Annotated in this window: 17 protein-coding genes; 10 read left to right on the top strand and 7 right to left on the bottom strand. The window is 38.8% G+C overall.

What is annotated here, in order from left to right:
• Nucleotides 1-460: 460 nt before the first annotated feature.
• The gene (locus E1I69_RS21915; RefSeq protein ID WP_136381666.1) at nt 461-1,759 is read right to left on the bottom strand and encodes an MFS transporter; all 1,299 of its coding nucleotides are present in this window, start codon (nt 1,757-1,759) and stop codon (nt 461-463) included.
• A gap of 655 nt (nt 1,760-2,414) precedes the next feature.
• Here E1I69_RS21915 and E1I69_RS21910 point away from each other — a divergent pair.
• The 8 genes from E1I69_RS21910 (at nt 2,415) to E1I69_RS21875 (ending at nt 10,571) form a co-directional block, all read left to right on the top strand.
• Nucleotides 2,415-4,376 (top strand): acetoacetate--CoA ligase, encoded by a 1,962-nt coding sequence (locus E1I69_RS21910; protein WP_136381665.1) that lies wholly within the window; start codon nt 2,415-2,417, stop codon nt 4,374-4,376.
• Nucleotides 4,373-5,539 carry a thiolase family protein gene (locus E1I69_RS21905; protein ID WP_136381664.1) on the top strand — a complete coding sequence of 389 codons (1,167 nt, stop codon included), beginning with the start codon at nt 4,373-4,375 and terminating at the stop codon, nt 5,537-5,539. Before E1I69_RS21910 ends, E1I69_RS21905 begins: the two co-directional genes overlap by 4 nt.
• 3 nt (nt 5,540-5,542) lie before the next feature.
• On the top strand, nt 5,543-5,959 hold the full coding sequence (locus E1I69_RS21900; RefSeq protein WP_136381663.1) for a Zn-ribbon domain-containing OB-fold protein: 417 nt from the start codon (nt 5,543-5,545) through the stop codon (nt 5,957-5,959).
• A 13-nt stretch (nt 5,960-5,972) separates the two neighbouring features.
• Complete coding sequence (locus E1I69_RS21895; RefSeq protein WP_136381662.1) at nt 5,973-7,112, top strand: acetyl-CoA C-acyltransferase; 1,140 nt, start codon at nt 5,973-5,975, stop codon at nt 7,110-7,112.
• Nucleotides 7,113-7,138: 26 nt separating this feature from the next.
• Nucleotides 7,139-7,591 carry a MaoC family dehydratase gene (locus E1I69_RS21890; RefSeq protein ID WP_136381661.1) on the top strand — a complete coding sequence of 151 codons (453 nt, stop codon included), beginning with the start codon at nt 7,139-7,141 and terminating at the stop codon, nt 7,589-7,591.
• Nucleotides 7,584-8,828, top strand: coding sequence for an MFS transporter (locus tag E1I69_RS21885; RefSeq protein WP_136381660.1), 1,245 nt, complete (start codon nt 7,584-7,586; stop codon nt 8,826-8,828). The genes E1I69_RS21890 and E1I69_RS21885 overlap by 8 nt, the downstream gene beginning before the upstream one ends.
• A gap of 302 nt (nt 8,829-9,130) precedes the next feature.
• On the top strand, nt 9,131-9,793 hold the full coding sequence (locus E1I69_RS21880) for a metalloregulator ArsR/SmtB family transcription factor (RefSeq protein ID WP_136381659.1): 663 nt from the start codon (nt 9,131-9,133) through the stop codon (nt 9,791-9,793).
• Between the two features lie 271 nt (nt 9,794-10,064).
• Nucleotides 10,065-10,571: a type 1 glutamine amidotransferase domain-containing protein gene (locus tag E1I69_RS21875; protein ID WP_136381658.1), complete on the top strand. Its 507-nt coding sequence runs from the start codon at nt 10,065-10,067 to the stop codon at nt 10,569-10,571.
• Between the two features lie 53 nt (nt 10,572-10,624).
• On the opposite strand, the gene E1I69_RS21870 is transcribed toward E1I69_RS21875, so the two are convergent.
• The 6 genes from E1I69_RS21870 to E1I69_RS21845 form a co-directional block, all read right to left on the bottom strand.
• Complete coding sequence (locus tag E1I69_RS21870) at nt 10,625-10,849, bottom strand: hypothetical protein (protein ID WP_136381657.1); 225 nt, start codon at nt 10,847-10,849, stop codon at nt 10,625-10,627.
• A 225-nt stretch (nt 10,850-11,074) separates the two neighbouring features.
• A complete protein-coding gene (locus E1I69_RS21865; RefSeq protein WP_136381656.1) occupies nt 11,075-11,647 on the bottom strand; it encodes a DUF2812 domain-containing protein in 573 nt (190 codons plus the stop codon).
• The gene (locus E1I69_RS21860) at nt 11,634-11,951 is read right to left on the bottom strand and encodes a PadR family transcriptional regulator (protein WP_136381655.1); all 318 of its coding nucleotides are present in this window, start codon (nt 11,949-11,951) and stop codon (nt 11,634-11,636) included. The genes E1I69_RS21865 and E1I69_RS21860 overlap by 14 nt, the downstream gene beginning before the upstream one ends.
• 187 nt (nt 11,952-12,138) lie before the next feature.
• On the bottom strand, nt 12,139-13,257 hold the full coding sequence (locus tag E1I69_RS21855) for a LysM peptidoglycan-binding domain-containing protein (RefSeq protein ID WP_136381654.1): 1,119 nt from the start codon (nt 13,255-13,257) through the stop codon (nt 12,139-12,141).
• Nucleotides 13,258-13,885: 628 nt separating this feature from the next.
• Complete coding sequence (locus tag E1I69_RS21850) at nt 13,886-14,350, bottom strand: phage tail protein (protein ID WP_136381653.1); 465 nt, start codon at nt 14,348-14,350, stop codon at nt 13,886-13,888.
• A 14-nt stretch (nt 14,351-14,364) separates the two neighbouring features.
• Complete coding sequence (locus E1I69_RS21845) at nt 14,365-14,844, bottom strand: GyrI-like domain-containing protein (protein WP_136381652.1); 480 nt, start codon at nt 14,842-14,844, stop codon at nt 14,365-14,367.
• A 109-nt stretch (nt 14,845-14,953) separates the two neighbouring features.
• Between E1I69_RS21845 and E1I69_RS21840 the strand changes: the two genes are divergently transcribed.
• Both E1I69_RS21840 and E1I69_RS21835 read left to right on the top strand, forming a co-directional pair.
• On the top strand, nt 14,954-15,916 hold the full coding sequence (locus tag E1I69_RS21840; RefSeq protein ID WP_136381651.1) for a helix-turn-helix transcriptional regulator: 963 nt from the start codon (nt 14,954-14,956) through the stop codon (nt 15,914-15,916).
• Between the two features lie 103 nt (nt 15,917-16,019).
• On the top strand, nt 16,020-16,316 hold the full coding sequence (locus tag E1I69_RS21835) for a hypothetical protein (RefSeq protein ID WP_136381650.1): 297 nt from the start codon (nt 16,020-16,022) through the stop codon (nt 16,314-16,316).
• The last annotated feature ends 287 nt before the right edge of the window (nt 16,317-16,603 follow it).

The following is a 16,603-nucleotide window of genomic DNA, read 5'->3' as shown; positions in this document are numbered from 1 at the left end:
CTATTGTATTAATTTATAACTATAACTACAAAAAAGAAAGTGAAATTGTTAACTTTATAGACAAAGATGGTTATAAACTGGATTTTATTGGTGTGGTAGAATATATTGATTAAATCCAAAACAAATAAATTAAACAGACTAGAAGATTTAAACTAAAATAAGTATCATATATTTAATCTTAAAGCACTTGATTTTTTTATTGGAAATAGGTGCTTTTTTTGTGTTTTGATATCTTAGGAAATGGAGTACTAAATCCAAAACGTTTTTAGAAAAAAGAGTAGCTATTAAGAATTCGAAAGTGGATGTAGTGGATGTTGAGGGTGTTAAAGTGAAGTTAGGTTCTTATAAAGGTTAATCCCACTTCAACAAAAAACAAGGCTACCCAAAAAAGCAAGGTAGCCTTGACCCCAACATTTGAAATAGAAAAAATCAATAAAATTTCAAAGTATATTTCTGTAATCTAAGTTAGAGAATCACGGAAAGTTTCACGAGCTAGAATAGTAGATATAATACTTAATACTCCAAGAACACTTAAATAGACGCCGATTGGCCAGCTTTGACCATCGAATTCCGCAAGTAAATAGGTGGCAATAAGAGGGGAGAAGCCCCCTGCAATGATAGCTCCTATTTGGTAACCAATTGATGCACCACTAAGGCGTACCTTTGTACCAAACAGTTCAGAGAAATACACAGCTTGAGGACCATAAACAGCATCATGTAAAATATTCAATCCGATAATAATCCCAATGGTAATTAATAATACAGATCCTGTGTTCATCATCCAGAAAAAAGGGAACACAAACAGGGTCGAAGCGATTGTGCCAAATAAGTAAACTGGTTTTCGTCCAATCTTATCCGATAAATGCGACCAAAGTGGTAGGGTGGCTAATCCAATAACGGATGAAATCATTACTGCATTTAATCCAACAGAGTTATCTAGTTTCAGTGTAGTAGCAATATAACTAAGGACAAATACGGTATAGATATAAAACACTGCGTTTTGTAATAGCTTCATGCCAATCGTCAGGAACAAAGGCTTTTTTTGTTCCCGAAGTACAGTTTTAACAGGATTTTTCTCTTGTTGCTTTTTAGTTGCTACTTCTAGGAATACCGGTGATTCGCTTACCTTTAAGCGAACATAAAGGCCAATAATGACTAGTAAAGCACTCAATAAAAATGGAATTCGCCATCCCCAAACCAAAAATGCTTCATTTGACATACTGTTGGACACGATTGAAAACGCTAGGGTTGATAAAAGTAACCCGGCAGGTACCCCCATTTGAGGAAAACTTCCAAAAAGTCCTCTTTTATTAGGTGGAGCATGCTCGACAGACATTACAACCGCTGATCCCCACTCTCCTCCCACTGCAAACCCCTGAATAATACGTAATAGACTAATTAATAATGGAGCTAATATTCCAACCGAATTATAGGTTGGTAGTACTCCCATTAAGGTTGTGGCTACCCCCATCAGTAAGAGAGAAATGGTTAGCATTTTTTTTCGTCCGACTCTGTCTCCAAAATGTCCAAATATCATACTTCCTAGTGGACGAGCGATAAATCCAGCAGCGTAAGAGCCAAAGGCAGCCATTGTTCCAACTAATGGATCTAGATTTGGGAAAAATAGTAAAGGGAAAACTAGTGCAGCTGCTGTTCCGTAAAGATAAAAATCATACCATTCGATAGTAGTACCCATGAAGCTGGCTATTGCAACTTTCTTTTGATCCTTAGAAAAACCGCTACTTTTTTCTTTTGTCATAATTTAACCTCCTTGTACTTTGTTATTGATTCATTGAACTCATTTGTACAAAAGTAAAAAACTACTACGCAGTTTTTTGATAATTTAACAGTTTTGTTTTTAAAAAAGGAAATCATACTTCCTCATTTATTAATGACACCCCAATGCCAAATCAATTTTAAGATCTCGTAGAGAGTCACTCTTCCATTTTGATCATTTATTCTTCCTCCTTCTATCTTTAATAAAAGATTTTAAAATTTAAAGGTGTAGATTTAGTGGATAACGAGGGGGAGATTTACAGTGACATTAGAATCCAAATCTCTTATTAAATTATTCAATTAAATGATTGATTAATTTATATGTCAGTTAATTTCAAAAATTCCAACTTTTGAAGATGGCAAATACAAGATTAAAAAACGGGTAGAAATAAAGACTTTCCTTAAAACTTTACTTATGAATATTTCACCCGTTCAATTTTGGTAATCGCAACACCTTCTCTAGCTATCGATAAGAAATGTAATTTTTGAAATTTTCCGAATCAAACTTTTTAAGCTTAAGCATAAATCAATAGTTCCTCTAATAATGTAATAACACAACTATTCAATTGAATGATTTAATAATTGACAAAACCAAGTAAATACATGAACTGAATAGTAATCTAACAAGGAGGTACGTGATGATTTTAGAAAATGTGAAAAATGAGTCTACCATTCTTTGGGAGCCTAGTGATGAATGGATTAGAAATGCGAATTTGACGGAATTTGCGAAGCGAGTATGGATGTGGCCGATTAAGTATGACCGTTTACACAAGTGGTCGTTCGCAAATCCAAAAGAATTTTGGTCAGCGATTTGGGATTATACAGACATAATTGGGGAAAAAGGGGATGACATTCTCATTCAACCTGATGATGGAAAAATGTTAGGAACGAAATGGTTTCCACAGGCAAAACTAAATTTTGCAGAAAATCTTCTAAGAGGAGATGGAAAACGTCAAGCAATCATTGAAGCAACAGAGGATGGGGTGACCCGCGCTTTAACAATGGAACAGCTTCGTACCATGGTTGCAAAAGCGCAAACAGGCTTACGTTCACTTGGTGTTTCGAAAGGAGACCGAGTTGCAGGAATTGTCACGAACGGAATTGAAGGGCTTGTTAGTTTACTGGCTACTGCCTCTATAGGAGCTGTTTGGACGACATGCTCACCTGATTTTGGTCCTCAAGGAATTGTGGATCGTATAGGACAGGTGAAGCCGAAGGTCCTTATTGCTTCTTTAAGCTACCAATATAATCGTAAAACATTTGATCTTAATGAAAAGATTCAAGAAGTATTGGAGATGATGGATGGGGTTTCTACCATTGTGACACTAGAAGCTGCCCAATTTTTGCCTAAAGAAAATATTGTAAACGTTGTCAATTGGAGTGAGTTAACTCAAAATGATGCAACGGTACCAAAGTTTGAACGGGTTGAGTTTGATTCCCCACTCTATATTCTTTATTCATCTGGTACAACGGGACTACCAAAAGCAATTGTCCACTCGGTAGGTGGCTCGTTACTGAAGCATGTTACCGAGCATCAATTGCACTGTGATGTGAAGCCTGGAGATGTGATGTTTTGGTATACCAACAGTGCTTGGATGATGTACCATTGGTTGGTTTCTGGGCTGGCTAGTGAGGCAACTCTCTTACTCTATGACGGTGCAGCCGTTCTTAAGGATGATCTAGGATTTCTGTGGAGAATTGCGGAAGGGGTCGGTATAAACCATTTCGGATTAAGTCCAAAGTTTTTAGACATATTGATGAAGAATTCCTATGATGTCCAAAACTTACACGACATGAGTCGTTTACGTAGTGTGTTTTCCGCTGGAGCACCTGTTTCACCTGAACATTTTGAATGGGTTTATGAAAATATTAAAAAAGATATGTTGTTTGCCTCGTGTTCTGGTGGAACTGAAATATTAGGATGTTTTGTTATGGGCTCACCGATTCATCCCGTTCGCAAGGGAGAAATTACATGTAAAACGCTTGGAATGGCAGTTGATGTCTTGGATGAACGCGGTGCATCTGTTCTACATCAAAAAGGAGATTTGGTTTGTACTGAGCCATTTCCAAGTATGCCGATTACCTTCTGGGGAGAGGGTGGAGACGAACGCTATTTCGATACGTATTTTTCAGAACGGGACGGAATATGGGTTCATGGTGATTTAGCAGAACAAACGATTGATGAAACGGTAATTATTTATGGCCGAACGGATACAACCTTAAAGCCTGGCGGTGTACGAATAGGTACTGCAGAAATCTATCGTGTTATCGATCAATTCTCTGAAATTCAAGATTCCATCGTGTTTGGAATGAAAATTGATGGAGATGAAGAGGTAGTCTTATGTCTTGTTATGGAGGAAAAGTTGACTTCAGAGTTTGTTAAACAACTTCGTCAAGATATACGTATGAAGGCATCTCCAAGACATGTCCCAAAACGAATTTATCAAGTACAGGAAATCCCGTATACCTTAAATGGAAAGAAGGTAGAAGGGGCGGTTCGTTCGGTTGTTGCAGGGAAACCTGTAAAAAATAAAGGATCAATCATTAATCCAGGTTGTTTAAGTGAATATGAAAATCTATCTGTGAGGGAATTTTTATGATATTGAAAAAACGTGAACCACTCGCAGCAGTTGTTGGAATTGGGGAGATAAAGCCTGTTAGGTACACAGAAGGTAAGACCACTTTGGGGATGATTGCTGAAACTGTAAAACTGGCGGTTGAAGATGCTGGACTTGAAAAAGATGCAATCGACGGGTTATTAGTTGGACCACAAGTGGGTGAAACACCCCAGCATGTCCCGGCTACTGTAGTCGAGTACTTAGGAATCAAGCCAAGAATGTCAAATGTAGTTGATCTTGGTGGTGCAACAGGAGCTGGAATGCTTTGGCGGGCAGCTGCAGCGATTCGTATGGGCATGTGTGAAACCGTTGTCTGTGTGCTTGCAAATACAAATGAAAGAGTGAAAACAGGTCCAAGGTCGCCAAACCGAAATCCAATTCGTGAATTTGATGTTCCATTTGGCGCTTCAGGTGCAAATACGTCCTATGCATTACTAAAGCAACGTCATATGGCAGAGTATGGCTCTACACAGGAACAATTTGCACAAATTGCTTACTGGGCTCGCCATAATGCACAAAACAACCCGCAAGCCATTTTTTACGGAAAACCAGCAACTGTAGAAGACATTTTAAGTTCACCGATAATTGTTGATCCACTTCATTTGTTTGAAATTGTCATGCCAGTTGCCGGGGGAGCCGCGTTTGTTGTGACATCTATTGAATCGGCAAAGAAATTGCCCAAACCTCCAGTTTATCTGTATGGAGCTGGTGAAAAATTAACGCATCGTGCAGTTAGCCAGTCACCGCCGCTAGCGGAGTCACCTTTTAAATTTGCGATTGCTCAAGCATTACAGCAGGCAAAGGTGGATGTTAAGGAAATAGATTTACTGTCTTTATATGATTGCTACACAAGCGTCGTCGCGAATCAAATTGAAAATGCAGGGCTTTGTGGGCCTGGACAATTTGGCGAGTGGATGAAAGATCAATCGTTTGATCATAATGGAAATTTTCCATTAAACACACATGGAGGACAGCTTGGTTTTGGTCAAGCGGATTTAGCAGGAGGGATGTCACATATTATTGAAGCGGTTCGTCAGCTTAGACACGAGGCCCATGGGCGACAAATTCCAAATGCACGACTTGCATTAGTGACAGGAAACGGTGCCACAATGAGTGAAATTACGGCTTTAGTATTGGGGGCTTAAAACATGACGGTAGAGTATCAAAGCTTATTGGTTCCGGGACCAACAGTAACACCAGTTTCAGAGCCATTTTGGAAAGCTGTTGCAAGGAAGGAATTCATTTTACAAAAATGCTCAGACTGTAAGGAGTTTGTTTTTTACCCTCGCTCGCACTGCCCATATTGTTGGAGTGAAAATCTAAGCTGGAAAAAGGCGTCTGGGAGAGGACGATTAAAGACCTGGTCGATCGTGCATAAACCTGGACACCCTGGGTGGAACATTGCAACTCCATATATGGTCGGATTAGTAGAGTTAGAGGAAGGACCGACAATGCTGAGTCATTTAATAATTGATGATGATCCGCAAAACCTTGCAATCGGCTTACCACTACAGGTTTATTTTCAAAAATGTGGTGAGCATTGGTTACCTTTTTTTAAAAACTGAGGGGTGGTATTCCATGAAAAAAGCAGTTTTACTTGATGGCTGTCGAACTCCAATTGGTCGATTTATGGGGGCTTTATCTGAAAAAACAGCGGTAGACCTTGGTGCGACCGTTGTCACAAAGCTTCTCGAGCGAGTGCCCGAGGTAAAAGTTGATGAGGTCATCCTGGCTCAAGTCATTCAAGCGGGGCAAGGACAAAATCCAGCCCGACAAGTGGCTGTAAAGTCAGGCTTAGATTTAACAATCCCGGCGATCACATTAAATAGTGTCTGTCTTGCAGGGTTAGCGACAGTAGCCGATGCGGTACGGAGAATTGAGAGAGGAGAAGGGGAAACCTACATTGTCGGCGGTTTTGAGTCGATGACAAATGCTCCACACACATCTGTGATTCGCCACCAACAAAAGATGGGGAATGTCTCCTTTTACGATACATTGAATGACGGACTTTGGTGCTCACTTTCAGACCAGTCGATGCTTGGGATTGCCGAAAAATCAAATGCTGAGTTGAATATTACGAGAGAAGAACAAGACCGCTATGCCGAAACTTCTCAAACGCGTGCAACAAATGGGCGGGAAAAAGGACTATTTGAAGACGAAATTGTGGCAGTTGAAGATCTTCTACAAAAAGACGAAGGAGTCAGGCCAGGGACAACGTTTGAAAAATTAGCCAAACTGAGACCAATCGAAGCCAAAGGCACAATCACAGCTGGAAATGCCAGCCAAATGTCAGATGGCGCAAGTGCAGGCATTGTTACAACTCTAGAAATCTCTGAGAAAATCGGAGTCAAACCGCTAGCGACAATAATAGATTGGGCAACTGTGTCAGGTCCTGATACTTCGTTACATCTTCAACCGGCTAATGCGATTCAAGTATTGCTCAATCGTACGGGATTAAAGCTCTCTGATATCGATTTATTTGAAATTAACGAAGCCTTCGCAGGAGTGGTAATAGCAAGTCAAAGGAAATTAGGTCTGCCGATGGATGTGGTCAATGTCAATGGTGGTGCGATTTCAGTTGGGCATCCACTTGCAGGTAGTGGTTTCCGTCTTTTACTTACATTAGCGTATGAATTAAAACGCCGAGGTGGAGGACGTGGAATCGCAACTCTCTGTGGTGGCGGAGGTCAAGGAATGGCTATTCTGATCGAAGTTTAACAATTTTTCAGGAGGAGTGTTTTGAGATGAGCGAAGCGAAGAACATAAATGGGTGGAAGAAATGCCGTTTTGATCAACCTAAAGTAGGAGAATACTCAGAAATTGTTAAGGAAATTAGTTTAGCAGATATTGAACTTTTTAGTGCGATGACGGGTGACCGAAATCCACTTCATACTGACAAAAAGGCAGCTGAAGCTTCACGATTCGGCGGGTTGATTGTACAAGGGGGCGTGACAACCGGTATTTTAAATGCAATTGTTGCTGAGAATCTCCCCGGTCCAGGGTCTGTCTTTTTAACCGTACAATGGGATTTTAAAAAGCCAGTCTATGTAGGAGATACGATTACGGGGAAAGTTGAGATACTTGAGGTACGGGATGATAAGCCAATATGTAAAATCAAAACGACGGTACGTAATCAAAATGATGAAATATGCCTAGAAGGTACGGCGGTCACGTATACTGCTGCATTGGATGGGTAAGAACGAATCTTTCGAATACGGAAAAAGTCACACTAATAAGTTACTGTTGTTATCACTAGCCATGCTTGGCACAATGACAACTTGGTTTTCGATGACGGCGGTTTTACCAACTTTAATGGAGTTATGGGTCTTAAACAGCAATGAGGTAAGCTATATTACCATCATGGTCAATTTAGGGTTTATTGTCGGGTCTCTCGTATCGGCATTTATGAATCTACCGGATCGCATCCAGCCTCATATTTTATTCTTTTGGTCGGCAGTGCTAGCGGGAGTCTCAACCATTTTAACAGCTATACTCGCAAATAGTTTGATAGTTGCATTGATTTTCCGTTTCATCACCGGAATTTCCTTGTCAGGTGTATACGGACCGGGTCTGAAACTTGTCTCCACTTGGTTTCGACTCAGAAGGGGGACGGCGTTGGGGCTGGTCGTAGGTGCACTTACGATTGGCTCGGCTGGCCCCCATTTATTCAAAGGAATTGGAATTTCTTCATGGGAGTTGGTTTTAACGATAACGGGTTTATGTTCCATTTTATCCGGAATCTTAATCCTTTTTGTGAAGATAGGACCTTACCCACTGCCCCCAGGTAATTTTGATCCAAAAGCTATTTTACGTGCTTTCAAAAATCATAAGGTACGCCTTGCAAACTTCGGTTACTTTGGCCATATGTGGGAGCTTTACGCAATGTGGTCCTGGTTTGGATTGTTTTTAGCTGAGAGCTTTAAAGCAAGTGGGATGAGTCATTTTTCCTCACCAGCTTCAATGGTAACATTTGTTGTGATTGGCTCGGGTTTTTTTGGTGCTTGGTTTGGAGGTGTTTTTGCCGATCGAATTGGCCGGGAAAAGGTGACATTATGGTCATTAGGGGTTTCCGGAACAATCACACTACTAATTGGATTTTTCTTCGGTAGTTCGCCATGGATTATGGCCATATTGGGTATCATCTGGGGGGTGAGCATTATTGCAGACTCAGCTCAGTTTTCAGCTCTTATCACCGAGCATTCCGACCAGCGTTATGTTGGTTCATCTCTAACTGTTCAATTGGCCCTAGGGTATATCCTTACAATTATTGTTATTTTTCTAGTCCCCTTAATAGAATCATTTATTGGCTGGAAATATACCTTTTTGATTCTATTACCTGGACCGATTCTTGGGTTCCTATCGATGTACCGATTACATTGGATAAAAACTAGGGTTACAATAGTTGGTCAGGAAGGAGTTGGGGCACCAAAGTAATGGAAAAAAATCGTTATCATTATTAAAGAAACACTATTGCTCTAAAAATTACGAGGAAATTCTACGCTCAAATAGAGTAAGCCGTTTTTTTGAGTAAGTTAATGAGAATTAATGTTTATTAACATTTTTACTGACATTTATTTGGAACGACCATTTTCGCGAAACAATGATTTTTTGGGCTTCTTGTGATAGATTCAAAATGAAAAAATGATAATATTAAAGATTTTCTATTAAACTAGTAATAAAGAAGGTTCATTCGTAATAAATATATTAGAACGGGGGGATACATTTAGGAGGTTATTATGGATAAAAGGGAATTTAATGAGACAATCTATTATTATTTTTCTAAAGTGGGTAAGGCGTTAACAAGTCCGAAACGCATGGAGCTATTGGACTTGTTGACGCAAGGGCCAAAAACAGTCGAGGCATTGTCTAATGAAACAGAGATGAGCATCGCCAATACATCGCAGCATTTACAGGTTTTATTAGATGTAAAACTAGTGAAATTTCGAAGACGAGGAAACTTCATGGTCTATTCATTGGGGAATACGAAAGTATGTGAATTAGTGCAATCCCTACAAAAGGTAACAGAAGACCGCTTTGATGAAGTGCGCCAAATGCGCATGGATTATATTGTAAGGTCAGATGAAATAGAGAGTTTGGAAATATGGGAATTTTTAGAAAAATATAACAGTAAAGAAATGTTGGTCATCGATGTTAGGCCAGAAACCGAGTATAATGCAGCTCATATTGAAGGTGCGGTTTCAATTCCATATGATTCATTTAAGGACCATGTTACTGAACTTCCGAAGGATAGAGAAATTATTGTATATTGTAGGGGCTTTTATTGCGTCTATGCTACAGAAGTTGTTCAATATCTGGTTTCCAAAGGATACCAAGCCAAGCGTCTAAATGCCGGTATCCAGCATTGGAAAAAAGAAGTTGAGTTAAAAGTAAATAGATGATAGTACAAAAAGATTCATTCCTTTATTTTGTATGAAACCATCTTCAATGTGTTATAAAGGAATCTCGTAACAGTTAATGGCGACTGCATTCATTCCTGTATGTGATTAATCGGCCAACCGTTAGTTTTTCATAATACTTGGTCATGTATTGTATGAAGGTTAAATTAATGAAAAACTACAATGAGGAGAAATGTGGTATCACTTTGTTTGAAGTACCAAGATGAATCCATTACTATATAAGTGTATTCAAATTACATAGGAGGGGATTTAGATGGCAAATGTATGCTTTTTACTGGCAAATGGCTATGAAGATTCAGAAATGAAGAACCCTTATGATGCAATGAATGAAGCGGGTCACAAAACTGTTATTGTTGGAATTGAAAAGGGTGCTGAGCTTAAAGGAAAGAAGGGAACAGTATCTTATACGTCTGAACTTTCTATAAGTGAAGCGAATGCTGATGATTATGATGCGGTGATTATTCCTGGTGGCGGTGCTCCAGAGGCACTTCGCGTCAATGATGAAGTCGTTCAATTTGTAAAGCAAGCAAATGAACAAGGTAAAGTGATTGCAGGTATTTGTCATGGCCCACAAGTAATGATTAGTGCAGATATCCTAAACGGGGTACAGGCCACTTCTTATATTGGAATCCGAGATGATTTGAAGAACGCTGGATCAACCTATTTAGACCAAGAGGTAGTGGTTGATGGAAATATTATCACGTCTCGTACACCTAAGGACGAGCCAGCATTCATTAAAGAAATTTTAAATAAATTATAAGTTCGAGGGTCTCTTCAAGTTTTTGAAGAGGCTTTTTTATATTCGATGCAGACCTATTCGTGGTTTTGATTCTCGTTTCCCCTCCCGTTGTTTTTCTTTCTCTTATAGAGCACGTAAATCGCATTACCAGCCACCACTACTGCAAAAACTATCAAATAGCCTATCGCAAATGTTAAGTTCAGTTCACGTTGAACGACAAAGATGGCAATAAAAGTCCCAAGAAGTGCCTGTAGAGCCATTACACTTAATTTCCACTCGGAATGTACAAGTTTTTTCAAAATTTTTATACTCCCTTCATCTACTTTAGGTTCAAACTGTCTGTCATTCCAGCAAGTGAGTTTTCCTCTATCGCTCCTCTTTAGTGCATAGTATCCTTCCTAATTTTACCATAGATTACTCAAGGAAATGTGAAAAGCAGTGTAATTTCTATTGTGAAATCCACTGCTGTCGTAGTTTTTTTTTATGTGAGTACATCAAAGAGTACGACTTATAATCACAACGCCTTATTTTTCATTTAACGTTGAATACTTTCGATAAGCTTTATAGTAGCTGCTACTAAAAATAATAACCAGAAAAAATGGAGACAACTTCAAAAGGGCAAATGGAGTTTCAAATAAAAATGCCTTCCAAAATAATGAACCTTGCAAACTCCAAAGACCTTCATGATATAATTCTGAATCCTTATCAGTCATAAAAGAAAAGGCTAAAGACAGCATAATCGCCCCCAACCAAAATGAATAACCCATTAATCTTTTATAATAATTACTCCTTGATTGGCGATCCGAGAAGATTTCATTTTGATCATCAGCTTCTTTTTGCCAATAGCGAATACCACTAAGCCAGGGGCCATTTATATAAGTCCAACCGAAGTCTTCATAGATTCCTTTGTAATCTTCGAGCTTTTTCTTTGATAAATAATCTTGATAATCCAGTCGGATCACATATCTTTTTTGTGTTTTTTCGAAAGTGTATATTCCCAATCCACTAATATTTGTGCAACGATAGCCTTTTTGTAATTGCTCGTTCAGCCATTGTTCCTCTTTTTCAATATCAAAAAATAGCTTAAATTTCTTCATTCGATTCACTTCCTTCGTACAGGGATAAAATATGCAATAACCTGTCTTGTTCGATTTTTAAAATGGCTCTTCCTTCTGCAGTGATCATGTAAACTTTTCTCCGACCTGACTCGCCAACAGGTTCAATCCATCCATGCTTATTCAAGTTTTCAATTGCACCGTATAATGTACCAGCTGCTAAAATAACAGTACCGTTACTTATCTGTTCAATCTTCTGCATGACGGCATAGCCATGGAGTGGTTCACGTAGAGCTAATAAAATATAATGCATGGTTTCAGACAACGGTAATAATTTATGTTTCATCTCTTCACCCTCTATTCAGTTTGACTATATAGTTCAACTTAATAATAAGATAATACAGTTCAACTGAATAGTCAACGACATTTTCAAAGAAAATTAAGAAAGGCGATAACAAGGGGAAATAATCTTTTCCAAACACAAAAAAAGAAGTCAATCCCTCAGGACTAACTTCCTCACCCGTTACAATCTATTAATAAAATCTCTTAAACCCTTCAAAATGCTTTTTCCAATAAGAGTCATTTATATTCGAAATGACAACTCCGTCATTTGACGCATGAATAAATTCATTATTTCCAATATAGATCCCCATATGAGAAATACCAGCTTTATAGGTGCCTTGGAAGAATACTAGGTCGCCCACACTAGGTGTATTTACATAGTAGGAGCGCATATGGTAGCCTTCGCTTGAATAGCGATTGGTGTTTAAACCAGCTTCCTTATATGCATAGTAAATGAACCCACTACAGTCAAAGCCATTAGGTGTAGATCCGCCCCATGCGTAGCCTGCTCCTAGTTGGCTTTTCGCTACTTGAATCAACTGATCGACATTGTAGCTAATCGAACTTGGTGGGGTTTCCACTTTTGGAGCTTCTGCTTTAGCGCCATCCCCAATCGTAAGCTTTTGACCAATATAGATCATATCTGATTTCAAATTGTTCCAGCTTTTAAGGTTGGCCACTGTCACTTTATATTCTAGTGCAATTCGTGACAAGGTGTCGCCTGATTTAACAGTATAAACAGTAGCCGATTGCACCTTTTCTTCTTGAGGCTTCTCCGTTTTTTCAGGAGTTGTGTTAACTGGTTGCTCTGTTTTCGGAGGTGTCGTGTTGGTTGGCTTCTCCGTTGTTGTAGCTTGACTCACAACAAACACATTTCCTGGGAATATCAGAGTTGAATTTAAGTTGTTCCACTTCATTAAGTCAGTAAGCGAAATCCTATGTTTGGCTGCAATCCCACTGAGTGTATCACCAGATTTTACCGTGTATGTAGTTGCCTTTGCTGGGCTAGGACTTGGGCTTGTATTTTGGTTTTCTTTTACATTCGTCGTTGGCGGATTGTTGCTTGGTGTATTGTTTGTAGCATTTATTTCTGTTTGAAGGACTTGATTTGGAAAAATCAGATCACTTGTTAACTTGTTTAAGGACTTCAATTGTGTAACAGTAATATTATGCTTTTGAGCAATCTTCCACAGTGAATCACCAGTCTGAACTTTGTATGTACTTGCTGCTTCAGTTTCACCCGCACCATATAGGGAAGCGGCAATGAATGCAGCCGTAGTAACGGACATATATATTTTCTTATTACCCAACTTTTGAACCTCCTCACAAAAACTATCATTCTACTAAATCATTATACATTAGAATTGTCTAGGTTTGTAGATTAATGTGGAAATGGAGGAATAGATATCCAATATTTTTTAGGATAATGTCACCTGGTGTTGTCGAATAGATAATAATCTGTAAAAAAATAGCTTGCAGTAAACTTATTTACAGCAAGCCAATGTTAATGGATGAATCTTTGCTAATCAATTAATAACCGTACTCCCAGTCAATTGTTTCTTCATACCAAACAACTTTATCAAAGGGATCAAAGTGGATTTCTTTGTCGTTAATGGTACATTGTATATTTTTAGAATCTTCGAGACTTACAGATCTTCAAACACATCATGTTCAACGTTTTCTAATACAGTAACAAAATGATCCTTATTGATTAATAATGCTGTACCTTTCATTACCATTGCACCTTCCTTGGAAGATATTTTTTAACTCACTTACAGTATATCTCCATTTGGTATCGTGAAGGTGGAATTGTGAAAGGATTCACAAATACTTCATAATTATGTTTGAAATCTTGTAACAAACTAGCGGACTTTTGCAGAGTTTCCCACAAAAAAACAGCACCCTCGACTTAAAAGAGAAGTGCTGCATGTACTAACTTTAATATTCACCTTTTATGACAAAATACGAGCCTCGGATCGTTCCAGCTAGTTTAGACTTCTGTCTGGCAAACTTAAACTTTCCTTCTAACTCCTTTGGAATCTCCATCCCCTCAGAAAGCTTAAACCCAACGGCACGCTTCTTAGGATCGTCAATCGTATACAACAAATTGACACTAAGACCATCTTCATAGAAGACATAGGTCCAGTTGATATTTTCAACTTGAAAACGAGATGTTTCTAAAGGTTTGGCCGCAAACTCAATGTCACGTTCTTCTTTCAACACCCGGTTCACATAGTCAAGGGTCTCCTGACTTTCGCTAGCTGGTACAAGTGTAAATTCATGCTTATATTTGTTCATAAAGTAACGGGCTTCATGTGCTCGTAAACCAGCAAGTGCATCAGCTACAGGTGATGACTCCAAACCAACTGTAGACACATTTTTAAAATCAACGATATAGGACAAGTTCATCACTCCAATTATTTCTTAACAACAGGAATCCACATTTCACCATATACGTTGCCATCAAGTTGCCCCATCTCAACTGTAGTATTTGGCCCACCGACATATGCATAATCGGTTGCTTCTCCCAAAGCTTGACCAAAGGCTATGCCAGTAAGTGTTTGACTTAACTCTTCAGACGTTTTTGCTTCACCTTTGACAACTAGATATGGACCCTTTGGAAACTGGATCACTCTGGTTGTTTCAGGTAATGTTTCTTCTGTCATAACGCCAGCATAATGCATCATCTTGTTATTTACCGCTTCGTTCACTGCAAAAATGTAGTCATTTGTGGCGAGGGCTTTTAAAGCATCAAGTCTTCCATCTTCTGTAACAGCTTGCCAAAAATCAGCCTTTTCCTTGTTGATGCCAGCATAGTCTCTGTAGTCGCTCTTGAGCTCAGTACCAATCCCTAAAACGATAAAACTGTCTTTTTCTTCAATTGTATAATCTGCCATCTTCAAAACCTTCCTTTTCTAAAAGTCATTCAAATGATTTCTCTTTTCACTTGATATGTTTATAATAGCCTTAAACCATGTCAAAAAATGATACTGTTTAGGAGTCGCCATGAAAAAAGTTGAACGAATTAATATCATCATGCGGTATATCAACAACCGCTCCCATTTTACCATTTCTGAAATCATGAGAGAATTTAACATCTCCCGTTCCACAGCCATTCGGGATATCCGAGAAATTGAGGCCATGGGGATGCCGCTTGTCGCTGAAGTAGGCAGGGATGGTGGTTATTTTGTCATGCATAACTCTGTCCTGCCTGAGGTTCGCTTTACGAATGAAGAGGTTAAAGCACTTTTTATCGCGTTTATGGCGACAAGAAATCTACAACTTCCATATCTGAAGAGCCGTCAGTCTTTAGCTGAAAAATTACTAGGCCTCATCTCAGAAAGTCAGCAAGATGACCTTATTCTGTTAAATCAAATTCTCCTATTTGAAGGGACCAACCCGAATAATCCTGACCTCCTTGATCTATCAGACCTTCCACATCCGATGTTAGAAAAACTCATCCAAATTCTACTTATGGATAGATTTTTGGCAATTTCCATTGAAGAAGAGAATGAGATGAAGTCCTATGAAATTTATCTCTTGCACCTTTATCGTGAAAAAAGCGTATGGCTCATTGAAGGATTTGATCTAAAGGAAGCGAAGAAAAAGATTATTCCTGTCGACCAACTCACACATGTAAAACCATACACTCCGGAAGAAAGAGTTAGTGAAAAGAAAATTTTAGAAAAACTAAGGACGCATGAAGAAAACATGAACTTTGTCCTTGAACTTGGTCCAAGGGCAATTTCCCAGTTCAAAAAATACCATCCTTTAAAATTTTCGATTTCCTATATGGATCCTTTTCAAACGACTGCCATTCTTAAGGCTCCTATCAATGTACATCATACAGATGAAGTAACCGAACTAACCAATTGGCTCCTTTTCCTCGGTGAGGATATCAAGGTCAGGAAAATGCCAAAAGAAGTCTTATCGCGTTTACAAGAGAGATTATCCTTATTTTACCCATAATGAGTCCTAGGTAAAATAAGGATATTTTTGGGCTTGGCAAAACCTGAAACTATGTGAGGTCCAATTCCCACACCTAAGGGAAATCAAGTGCTAGTGAGGGTTCATGCATCATCGCTCAAATTATAGTATTAAGAGGGAAACCACTGCCAGTCCGATTGACATTTGGACTAAGGAAACCGAAACACCTAATTCCTGGCGGGTACATGGCTGGATCGTAGAGGCAGTAGGTGGCGCAGAAAGCCAAATGTATCAAAACATGATAATAGGATCCTGGTACTCGATGACTGGAAAAAAGAAATTCATCCCCTTTTTACAAAGACCAAGGCAAGAAGATTTAACCGTGTTGAAAAAGCTGATTGAAGAAGGACATTCACAGGGGAAGGTTGTTATCACAATCTAGTAATAGATTAATACGGAAATGTATAAAAGGGCATATTTACTAGGATAGTAAAAGACACCATTAACCGACAAAATGGTGCACATAAAGTCGGATGGAAACAATCAATTCCTGATATTCTATTGATGAAAGGAGCATTCCTGTTAGAAGGATTTTCGGGGACTTGAACAAAAAAGAGCCCTCTTGGTATGATACGGGGTGTCAAGATCTGCAGAAATTGACCCCTAATTTGTTAACCAAGGAGGACTCCATAATGGATTTTAAACAAAATCAAAAAATTAATCAAGTCA

It is taken from the genome of Bacillus timonensis (assembly GCF_004799755.1).
Classification (GTDB): domain Bacteria; phylum Bacillota; class Bacilli; order Bacillales; family Bacillaceae_L; genus Ferdinandcohnia; species Ferdinandcohnia timonensis_A.
The sequence above is the reverse complement of the archived record's forward strand: the minus strand, read 5'-3'. Positions and strand labels throughout refer to the sequence as shown.